8 protein-coding genes, 1 tRNA gene and 1 rRNA gene are annotated in these 10,862 nt (G+C 58.3%); 4 read left to right on the forward strand and 6 right to left on the reverse strand.

Going from position 1 to position 10,862, the window contains the following annotated elements:
* The first annotated feature begins 222 nt into the window (after positions 1-222).
* The 4 genes from FHX15_RS30515 (at position 223) to FHX15_RS30530 (ending at position 6,539) form a co-directional block, all read left to right on the forward strand.
* Positions 223-573 carry a ribbon-helix-helix domain-containing protein gene (locus FHX15_RS30515; RefSeq protein WP_184402062.1) on the forward strand — a complete coding sequence of 117 codons (351 nt, stop codon included), beginning with the start codon at positions 223-225 and terminating at the stop codon, positions 571-573.
* A gap of 173 nt (positions 574-746) precedes the next feature.
* Positions 747-1,895 (forward strand): calcium:proton antiporter, encoded by a 1,149-nt coding sequence (locus FHX15_RS30520; protein WP_184402056.1) that lies wholly within the window; start codon positions 747-749, stop codon positions 1,893-1,895.
* 234 nt (positions 1,896-2,129) lie between these two features.
* A complete protein-coding gene (locus FHX15_RS30525) occupies positions 2,130-3,329 on the forward strand; it encodes an efflux RND transporter periplasmic adaptor subunit (RefSeq protein WP_184402057.1) in 1,200 nt (399 codons plus the stop codon).
* Positions 3,330-3,371: 42 nt separating this feature from the next.
* Positions 3,372-6,539 (forward strand): efflux RND transporter permease subunit, encoded by a 3,168-nt coding sequence (locus tag FHX15_RS30530; protein ID WP_184402058.1) that lies wholly within the window; start codon positions 3,372-3,374, stop codon positions 6,537-6,539.
* A 13-nt stretch (positions 6,540-6,552) separates the two neighbouring features.
* Here the strand turns inward: FHX15_RS30530 and FHX15_RS30535 are convergent, their stop codons facing one another.
* The 6 genes from FHX15_RS30535 to rrf form a co-directional block, all read right to left on the reverse strand.
* A complete protein-coding gene (locus tag FHX15_RS30535; RefSeq protein WP_184402059.1) occupies positions 6,553-6,882 on the reverse strand; it encodes a hypothetical protein in 330 nt (109 codons plus the stop codon).
* Complete coding sequence (locus FHX15_RS30540; RefSeq protein WP_184402063.1) at positions 6,879-7,667, reverse strand: DUF2092 domain-containing protein; 789 nt, start codon at positions 7,665-7,667, stop codon at positions 6,879-6,881. The genes FHX15_RS30535 and FHX15_RS30540 overlap by 4 nt, the downstream gene beginning before the upstream one ends.
* A gap of 173 nt (positions 7,668-7,840) precedes the next feature.
* Entirely contained in the window at positions 7,841-8,629 is a 789-nt protein-coding gene (locus FHX15_RS31395) for a cysteine rich repeat-containing protein (protein WP_246779159.1), read from the reverse strand.
* Between the two features lie 378 nt (positions 8,630-9,007).
* A complete protein-coding gene (locus FHX15_RS30550; protein ID WP_184402061.1) occupies positions 9,008-9,886 on the reverse strand; it encodes an alpha/beta fold hydrolase in 879 nt (292 codons plus the stop codon).
* Between the two features lie 415 nt (positions 9,887-10,301).
* Positions 10,302-10,378 (reverse strand) — tRNA-Met (locus FHX15_RS30555).
* A 214-nt stretch (positions 10,379-10,592) separates the two neighbouring features.
* Positions 10,593-10,707: ribosomal RNA gene (gene rrf / locus FHX15_RS30560) — 5S ribosomal RNA — on the reverse strand.
* Positions 10,708-10,862: the final 155 nt, after the last annotated feature.

The following is a 10,862-nucleotide window of genomic DNA, read 5'->3' on the forward strand; positions in this document are numbered from 1 at the left end:
CGCGCCCCCCGTTTCCCTCTGGGGCGGTGGGGCTGGGGTTTCTTGTCTTTGTGTGTCTCTCCCTTCTTCACAAACCCCCCCCCCCCCCCCCCCCCCCCCCCCCGCCCCCCCCGCCCGCCCCCCCCCCCCCCCCCCCGACGCTCTAACTCTTTGAATCTACGCATCAGGCTTTCCAAAAATCGATTCCGATTTTCGGACCGATGCTGCAGCGGGAGGAACATGATGTGTGAATTGTTCATCAAGGCCGATGCGCGGCTCTGGGAAAGCACGACCCGGTCACTGCGCATTGATGGCATGGCCACAAGCGTGCGGCTGGAGAATTTCTTCTGGTCAAAGCTGGAGGAAATTGCCGCCCGCGACGGCATGAACGTGGTCCAGCTGATCACCAGGTTGCATCACGAGTCGATCGACGCCGGCCATGATCTCGGCAACTTCACCTCGTTCCTCCGCGTCTGCTGCGCCCGTTACCTGGACCTCCAGCTTGCAGGCGATATACCCGCCGATCTCTCAAGGCCGATCGCCGGCCTCGATGCACCGGAAATTCTGGGGCGTGAAAAGCGGAAGTATCATTGAACGCGTCGGACGCGATGCGATGATTTTTAGATAGGCGGAATGCCCCTCTGCATGAGACAATCGACCTCGGCTGCCGCCAAACCGTCCTGCTCGGTTTGACCGGCGGCGGGGAGCGGAGGGGAAAATGGCAGCGGTCGCAGCACGACGCTATTTCGTGGCCGGCGGTGGTCTCGATGACTGATAGCTCCACATTGCGGACCACGGGTGTCGTGGGCCTTGCGCGCGAGGAATGGTTTCTCGGCATCAGTATCGCGACCAGCCTGGTCTTCCTCGCTTTCCCTGAGCAGATCTTCAACCGGCTTTCCGAGCCCTTCTGGTACACCGTTATTTTCCTATGGCTCTTTGCCGTTGTCCTGGGTTCGGCTCTATCAGTCGTCCGCCATGCCGATCATCTGGCGGAACAGCTTCAGGAACCCTATGGAACTCTCATTTTGACCCTTGCCATCACCTCGATCGAGGTAATGGCAATCTCGGCCGTGATGCTGCATGGGGAAAATAATCCGACGCTCGCCCGCGATACATTATTTGCCGTCGTCATGATCATCCTGAACGGCATGGTTGGACTGTCGCTGCTCTTCGGTGCATGGCGGCGCCGGGATCAGCAGCACAATCTGCATGGTGCCAATGCCTATCTGGGAGTCATCGTTCCGCTCGCAACCCTGAGCCTGGTCATGCCGACTTTCCTGGCCGGCCCGGACGGCCCGCACCCTTCGGCACCGAGACAGATGTTTCTCGGCATCGCTTCGATTGGCCTCTACGGCATATTTCTCCTGCTGCAGGCGGGCAGGCATCATCGCTACTTCGCCGAAGAGACCAACCCTGACGACAGCAATCATTATCAATTGCATGTCGTGGCCGTCAGGCATCATCGACCGGTGTGGCATCACGCAGCGCTGCTGCTGGCCTTCATGGGACCCGTTGCCTTCCTGGTCGAACAGCTCGCGCTGCCAATCGATTATGTAATCGAAACCTTGCACGCACCTGCTGCACTCGGGGGCGTGGTCATGGCGGTTCTTGTCGCAACGCCCGAGGCGATCAGCGCCGTGCGCGCCTCCATCGCCGATCATCTCCAGCGCGCAATCAATATCTTTCTCGGCTCGGTCTTGTCGACGATCGGCCTGACTGTACCGGCGATGCTGGCAATCAGCCATCTCTTCGGGCATCCGGTCACGCTCGGCCTTCAGGGGCCGGATCTCGTGATGTTCATCCTGACGCTAGCAGTCAGTATCATTACTTTTTCAAGCGGGCGCACCAACCTTATGCAGGGCGCCGTTCATCTGATGCTGTTCGTGACATACGCGCTGCTCATCACCCAGCAGTGACCCAACGCCGTGCCGGCTGCCGGCGGCTATTTTGTCAAAAGAAGCGAAGCTTTAGCCTTTCTGTTACCCTCCCATCGCGATTTGTTTAGGCGCTGCTAAATTGCGTGCCGGCCGCTCTTGCAATTTCGAAAAATCCCGCGGCATATTAGCGCATGCCTGAATACCCGGCGAACTTTGAGGGCGCCGCCGAGGCACGCATGAGACCGGGGCACGTAAATTGTCGGGGCAGCAAGAATGCGTGAGGGATTGCATCGGGGCCTGCGGGTTTCTGTGACACTCATTGGCATGGCAGCGCTCGCTGCCTGCGATGGGAGCAGCAATACCTACGTCCCGCCTCCGCCGACGGCCGTCCGTGTTGCGCAACCAGTCCAGGAGCCCGTCACCCTCTATTTCGAACTCACGGGCAACACTGCGCCGCTGAACTCGGTCGATATCGAAGCGCGCGTTCAGGGCTACCTTCAATCGATCGACTATCAAGATGGCACGACCGTAACGAAGGGAACCAAGCTCTTCGGGATCGAGCGCGACACCTATCAGGCCCAGCTTGATCAGGCCAAGGCATCCCTCGCATCACAACAGGCATCCCAGGTGGGTGCCAAGCAGGAGTACGATCGTCAGGTCAATCTGATGAAGCAGCAGGTCACGACGCAGACCGCCGTCGACAGCGCCAAGGCGACGCTTGATGAAGCCAATGCCCAAATCCTCAATGCCCAGGCCAATGTCGAGCTCGCGACGATCAATCTTGGCTATACCGAAGTGACTGCACCCTTCGATGGCACTGTGACCGACCACCTCGTCGATATCGGTACGCTCGTCGGCGTCTCAGGCCCGACGAAGCTTGCCAGCATTGTCCAGACCGACCCGATCTATGCCTATTTCAACGTCAGCGAATCCCAGGTGTTGCTGATCAAAGATATGCTGAGAAAACAGGGGCGCACCTTCAAGCAAACGGACCTACCGAGCATTCCAGCCGAGCTTGGCCTGCAATCCGAAGAAGGCTATCCGCACAAGGGACATCTCGATTACGTCTCCCCCCAGCTCGATGCGTCGACCGGCACATTACAGGTACGAGCTCTGTTCGAAAATAAAGACAAAGTCATGCTGCCCGGCCTCTTCGTGCGCGTTCGCGTACCCATCGGTCAGAATGACAAGGCTCTCCTGGTGCGTGACGATGCAATTGCCACCAACCAGCTCGGCAGCTATCTGCTCGTTCTCGGCAAAGACAACACGGTCGAACAGAAACAGGTCAAGACAGGTCAGCGGGAAGGCGCGCTGCGCGTCATCGAATCCGGTATCGACCCGTCTGACCAGGTTGTCGTCCAGGGCATTCAGCAGGCCATCCCCGGCAGCAAGGTTGCGCCCGAAAAGATCGACATGAATGTGCAGCCGGCGGAAGCCGGTGCCGATGCAAAGGCCACGACAACGACGCAATAAAATCCGCCACCACGCTTCATCTGAACGTCCAAGGACAACAGCATGATCTCGCGCTTCTTCATCGAACGGCCGGTGCTCGCCAATGTTCTGGCATTGGTCTTTGTTCTTATCGGCGCGGTGGCTCTCTTCCAACTGCCGGTGGCGCAATATCCAAATGTCGTTCCACCGACTGTCCAGGTCACGACCCGCTTCCCCGGAGCCAGCGCCAAGACGCTTGTCGATACGGTCGCGTTGCCGATCGAGCAGCAGGTCAATGGCGTTCAGGACATGATCTACATGCAGTCGACGAGCGCGAGCGACGGCACCTATTCACTGACAGTGACCTTCGCTATCGGTACCGATCCCGACCAGGCACAAGTCCTGGTGCAGAACCGTGTCGCGATCGCCATGTCGTCGCTGCCGCAATCGGTGCAGGTCCAGGGCGTCACCACCCAGAAGAAATCGACGGCGATCCTCGGCTTCGTTACCCTGACGTCTTCTGAAAGCCAGTATGACAGCCTCTACCTGTCCAACTATGCCGTCATCAATCTGCAGAATGAACTGGCTCGCTTGCCGGGTGTTGGCAATGTCACGGTTTTCGGCGCCGGCCAGTACGCCATGCGCATCTGGATGGACCCGAACCTTCTGCAGGCCCGTGGCCTGACGCCGCAAGATGTCGTCAACGTCGTGCAGCAGCAGAGCCAGGAAGTGACGGCCGGCCAGATCGGCATTCCTCCCGTCCCTCAGGGGCAGACCTTTCAATACACGCTCAATGTCAATGGCCGTCTGAATGATGCGGTCGACTATGAGAACATCATCGTCAAGGTCGATGGCGCAGATGGCGGCCGCGTGACGCGAATCCGCGATATCGGCCGGGTCGAGCTCGGCGCCCAGACCTACAGCCAGTCCTTCATGCAGAATGGCCGGCCGGCAGCCGGCATCGGTATCTTCCAGCTGCCCGAGGCAAATGCCATCGCCGTCGCGCAGGTGGTCAGAGCGAAGATGGCAGAACTGTCGAAGAGTTTCCCGCAGGGGCTCGAATATCAAATGCCCTTCGACACCACAAAGTTCGTCAATGCCTCGATCAACGAAGTCTATGTGACGCTGATCGAGGCGGGCGTTCTCGTTCTCATCGTCATTATCCTGTTCCTGCAGGACTGGCGCGCCATGCTGGTGCCGGCAACGACCGTTCCGGTCACCATCATCGGCGCGTTCGCCGCGATGGCGGCAATGGGCTTCACGGTCAACCTGTCCACGCTGTTTGCGATCGTTCTCGCCATCGGCATCGTCGTCGATGACGCGATCGTCATCGTCGAAGGTGTCGCCCGGCATATCGAAGCCGGCATGTCCGGCCGCGAGGCAGCCGAGAAGGCCATGGACGAACTGATCGGCCCGGTCATCGGCATCACCCTGGTGTTGATGGCTGTGTTCATTCCGGCCGCTTTCCTGCCGGGGCTGACAGGCCAGCTCTACCGGCAGTTCGCGCTCGTCATTGCCGCCACGGCCCTGATCAGCGCCATCAACGCCGTGACGCTGAAACCGACACAATGTGCCCTTTGGCTGCGCACGCCTGTGCCTCCCGAGAAAAGAAACTTCATCTATCGCGGCTTCAACAAGATCTACGATTCGGGCGAACGCGGCTATGTCAGATTGATCGGCGCCATGACACGCCACGCCGCCATCATGGTCGTGTTGGCGCTCGCACTGATGGGAGGTGCCATCTGGGGGCTCACTCGCATACCGACCGCATTCCTGCCGATCGAGGATCAAGGCTATGTGCTGATTGGCGTCCAATTGCCTGACGGTGCAGCCAAGGAACGGACTGACGCCGTCATGGCCGAGGTCGGCAAGATTGCCCAAGAGACGCCTGGCGTCGATCAGGTCCTGACGATCAGCGGCATCTCGGTTCTCGACAACAATGCCAGCCTTCAGAATGCCGGCGTTGCCTATGTCGTGCTCAAGGACTGGGACGAACGGCTGAAGGAAAAGGGACAAGATCTCCTGTCGATCTACGAACATCTAAATGGCGCCCTGCAAAGCATCCTGGTCGCCAAGACCCTGGTCATCGTACCGCCCCCTATTCAGGGCGTCGGAAATGCCAGCGGCTTCACGATGCAGGTGGAGCTGAAGAACGGCGTTTCAGATTACGCTCTGCTGCAGTCGCTTGCCGATACGATCGTGAAAAACGGCGAAACTCAATCATCGCTGCAGAGACTGAGTACGCCATTCCGTTCCAACGTGCCGCAGCTCGAGGTCTCCGTTGACCGCATCAAAGCGGAGACGCTGGGCATCACGGTCGGCCAGGTGTTCTCCGCTTTGTCGGGCTACGTAGGATCGAGTTACATCACGCAATTCAACAAGTTTGGCCGCACCTTCCAGGTCTATGCCCAGGCATCCTCCGAATTCCGCGTCAGCCAGGACGATATCCGCAATCTGAAAGTCAAGGCCGGCGATGGCACAATGGTACCGCTTGGTACCGTTGTCGATATCAAGGCCATGCAAGGCCCGTCGTTGATCAGCCTCTACAATCTCTATCCGACCGCGACGATCGTTGGCGGCCCTGCCGCCGGCTTCAGCTCCGGCCAAGCGCTCAAGGTCATGGAGCAGGTCGCCGACAGCACTTTGCCGCCCGGCACCGGCTATGAGTGGACGGCACTATCCTATCAGGAAAAAATAGTCGGCGGGCAGATCTATTACATCTTCGCGCTCGCCATGCTGCTCGTCTACTTCGTCCTCGCGGGGCAATATGAGAGCTGGATCCTGCCCTTTGCGGTGCTGCTGGCCGTGCCGCTCGCTCTGCTCGGTACAGTCGCCGCTTTGACGGCGGCCGGCGTCGCCAACAATCTTTATACCCAGATCGGGCTGATCCTGCTGATCGCGCTGGCATCGAAGAACGCAATTCTCATCGTCGAATACGCACGGGAAAAGCGCGAGGAAGGCATGGAAATCCTGGAGGCGGCGGTGGAGGCAGCGCGCCTGCGCTTCCGCCCCATCCTCATGACATCCTTCGCTTTCATTCTAGGGGTGCTGCCGCTCGTTTTGGCAACAGGTGCTGGCGCATCTGCCCGCAAGTCGATCGGCATATCGGTTTTCAGTGGCATGATCGCATCGACCTGCCTCGCCGTCCTTTTCGTCCCGTCTTTCTACGTCGTCCTGCAGCGCCTCGAAGAATTCCGGAAGCGCCGCAGCGAGAGCCCCACGGTTGCGGATGCAGAAGTATCGGCACAATAGGCTAAAAAGCGGCCTATTGTACGATCACCTGCACATAGACGCCGCCGCTCTTTGCATAATAAAGACCGCCGCAACGATAGTAGTAGCCTCCATAATATGGGCCATAGATGCAGCCCGGAGGCAGCACGGGGATCGTGGTCGCCGTTCGCCGAACAACCCGGCGTGTCGTCCTGCGCGCCACCCCGGCATAGGATAGTGGCGTCAATGGCCGTCCGATGACGGCGCCTGCGGGCCTGCCGAAGCTGATGGACAACGGGAGCGGACCTTGCCCCTCAAGGCGAAAATCGGTGAAGGTCATGACACCGGCGAGGCAAAGGGTGAATGCAAGCTTGCTGAAGGTCATTTCATCTCTCCTGCAACTGTCGGTGCCGGAAGCTCATCGATCGACTGGAGTTCGCTAAGATCCACTGTCTTGGCATTGGCCGGAATCTCGATGTTATAGGAGGTGGCGGCAACCTCCGGTCCACTTTTGAAGTCGCTGATCTCAAGCGTGTATTCCGGCGCCTGGACGACATGCTTGCTGGTGATCACATAGCGTCGCGGTATCGGCTGCGACCCCGTCTGGATCCAGATCTGCCAGTCAAGTTCCGGTGTCCGGAAGGTCAGATATTCGCATTCCACCCCATCGACGAAGGCGCTGGAGATGTGCTTGGCCTCGGTCACGTCGGACATCAGGATGTCGTAGACATGCGACGACAGAAGATCGGCGCCCGGTGCTTCGACGCCAGCATCGGCAAGCCTGTCGATCAGATCGTCAAGTGAACCCTTGCCGTCGATCTTTGCGTAGGCATCAAGGTTTTTCCCATGCACTGTCAGCGTCGAACCATCGAAACTGACGTCGATATCGGCAAAGCCTCCGGTTCTTGTAACACGCAATTTGTCCGGTCTCGTGATATTGGCCGTACCCGAGCTTACGAACTGCAGCTTCTCGAAGTCCGGCGTCACAGCCTCGAGCGACGATTGATAGTTGAAGGATATTGTCTTCTGTGCCACCAGAAAATCGGACATGGCCTTCAGAAGACCTTTCGCATCATCCGCCCATGCATGCGTCGGCAGGACGAGCCCGGCGGCAATCGTGGAACAAGTCATTATCCGTTTCAATCGCGATAGATGAGAAGTCGATGACATGGCTGACATGGCAACTGCCTTTCGCTTGTGTCGTCATTGAATTCATGAATGCTGGGAGATCAATGCGAAATGAATGGCCGGCGAAGGTCATCCGCTGCTTTGCCGTCGTTGGAAATCGCCTCGCCCGCGGCTCAGGCGCTCCAACGAACGCGGAAATAAAGGTGAGCAGGCCCCTATAGTCCGGAGGTCAATACCCGATGGCACGCCGGCGACACGCGCTGCAAATTATCCCGCAGGCACGAAATCACTCGCCCGCCGCCGATCGGTACCATCCGGCAAAAAGCTCGGAAATCCGGCCCACAGCTTTCCCGTGCGATCATCAGTTCTTCACGCGGAGAAAAACTGGGCATTGCCGCCGGCTTGGTCGGCATCGGCGCCGCGCCTGTTGCGGAGCCTGCGCCAGCAGCCGGAGCACCCAGCGCCGCAACGGCCTGCTGACAAGGTGCCGACAAGCGGGCACTGTGCTGTTGCAAGCAGGACAGTGCCGCAGCGCCGCCAGGAGTTACACCAGAGCATTGTGCCATGAAGTCGGAGCGGCAGGCCGATTTGACAGCATTGCGCTGCGCCTCAGTCGGCTGGGCCGCTGTCTCAGTGCTCGCAGGAGCCGGTGTTGCCGCCCCTGTTGTGGCGGGTGCCGTCTGTGCTGGTTCGGCGGACGTCGATTTCGGTTTGGTGGAGATAGCAGAAACCGCCTTGTGGCAAGCGGCGGAAAGAGTGGAAGCATGCTGCTGCAGGCATTGCAGCGCCTCGATGCCGCCCGGCTGCACGCCAGAGCATTGTGCGATGAAATCGGACCGGCAAGCGGATCTGATCGCACTTTTCTGCTCCTCGGTCGGCGCCTGCGCAAAAACGATCCCGGCGGAAAGGCCAGCCGCACAGAAGGCAGCAAACGCCGATAGCCCGAACAGGAGACGATGCCTCCCGCACCGGTCTGCTCGTAGAGAAGATGCATAGTCTCGCATTGTCCCCTCCCTGACAAAATCATCGATTACGGCATGAAACAAATACCTTGCTGAATGAGACGGTCGGACCTCGAAGGTCGATGGAAGTCACCAAACAAAAATCGTGAAATGCCCTTTATGTTTAATTTAGCACATTTGAATTTTATAGACTAGGTTCGAGTATCCATAGAAAGATGAGCGCACTAACTTATGAGGCAGCCGAAAGATGCAGTTGTGCTGCTTCCTCGACACTAGCGCCGGCCATCTATGCTTGGCTAAGCTTACTCTGCTTACCGTAATCTGCGGTTCGCCGACGACACCCAAACGTCTCGGCCCAGCACCTGTTAAACAGCAGGAAGCGGAACCGTTTGGAGTAAGGTCAGGCGTGATCGCAAGCTATCACTTCCCTCGAGCTTCTACTCGTGAGAGAAAATCACGCACCAGGGGAACAACCTCGGAAAGGTTTGTTTCCAGCAGCCAATGACCTCCATCAAGCAGATGAAGTTCGGCTTCCGGCAGATCACGAAGATAAGCGCGAGCCGCCTCCTCAGGCATATAGCCGTCCTGAGGACCCCAGACGATCAGCGTCGGCGGCCGGCATTTGCGCAGATAAGCCTGATAACGAGGGAACCAGGCAAGATTCTTTCGTAGCCCCGCAATCACATCAATCGCGATCTCCCGCCGCCTGGGCGGCGTCAGAGACCAGTGCAGTTTCCAGAGATCGGGAGGGATCCGTTCGGCAAGCTCTGAGCGAACATCGTTTAAGAACTCATCACGATATCCTTCTTCGCTCACTGCCTCGCCGAGCTTGATCCTCCGTTCAGGCGAGGGATCGCGGAAGTATTCTTGGAGCGGAGCATATTTCGGTCCCAGCGCATCTTCGTAGATGTCACCGTTTTGAATAATCAGCGCGCTAATACGCTCGGGTCGGCGTATCGCGAGGCGGAGACCGATCTGGGATCCGAAGTCATGCAAATAGAGAGCGAAACGCGTAATACCCAGATGCGCGGTGAACCGTTCGAGGAATTCGGCATAGCCATCGAAGTCGTAACGGAAATCCTCCGGGGTGTCGCTATATCCGCAGCCGGGAAAATCAGGCGCGATGAGCCGCCAGCGATCGGCCAGCAACGGCATGATGTTGCGGAACTCGTATGACGAGCAGGGATAACCGTGAGGTAGCAGGATAGCTGGCGCATCTTCAACTCCGGCCTCTCGGTAAAAGATATTAATGCCATCCAAGTTGGCGAATCGATGCCTTACAGGATCGAGTGAAATCATTGGGACCTCTCGCTTCGAACCGATGTTGGTTGCGAAAGGCAGAATGCGTAACTTTGTTCCCTGCTTTAATCTTTGCCGTCTTCCGGCTCATAAGTGCGGCTCCGGTCAACATCATTATGTGCAAGCGTGCGACGCGCGGCAGCAAATTGGCTGAGGAGAAGACCTGTCGAAGAATGGATTGGCCAAGCTACCGTTCTCAATCCCCAGAAACGCAAAAAGCCCCGTGGGGGGCTTTGTTGGGATCATAGGAATCGTTGGTTTTGTTTTCAGGCTTTGCCGCGTTCGGGTTGCTCACCTTTCAGGTTATGGTCAGCTTTAGCGAACGATGAGCTACCGCCGCCGAGGCAAGCGCAGTTTTCGCTGCAGCGAAAGTGGTTTTCGCGCCGGGGCTAATGGATTTCGGTATGAAGGGGATTGGTTGCGGGGGCAGGATTTGAACCTGCGGCCTTCAGGTTATGAGCCTGACGAGCTACCGGGCTGCTCCACCCCGCGTCCAGCGCAAATCCCTTTGGGATTTGTCGCGGCTACGCAAAGCGCAGGCGCTTTGCGGATCTGTGCCAAGCAAATTGCAGAGCAATTTGTCTCGCGTTCATGAGGCACCAAACACAAAAGGCCGCTTTATGAGCGGCCCTTTGATCGGCTTTGGGCCGTAAGTATGTGACGAGAAGATTGTTTGTTTTCGCATGAAGCGAGTTGCGTTTAGCAGACCTGGCAGCGACCGACTCTCCCGCGTCTTAAGACGAAGTACCATAGGCGCTGGGGCGTTTCACGGCCGTGTTCGGAAAGGGAACGGGTGCAGCCACCCCGCCATAACCACCAGGTCAGCGAAGCGCAACTTGTGTGAGAAGCTGGCAGGCTTTCGCCTGTTTTTGAACACGTCGTACCTTTCGCGAGGCAGCTTCGGCCAGGGGCCGCAAGCGCAAAGCGCGTCGCCAATCGTTTGGCGCGCCGTCCGCAGCGCCTTTGGCGCGTGAGG

This window comes from Rhizobium sp. BK650, from assembly GCF_014195325.1.
Taxonomy (GTDB): domain Bacteria; phylum Pseudomonadota; class Alphaproteobacteria; order Rhizobiales; family Rhizobiaceae; genus Rhizobium.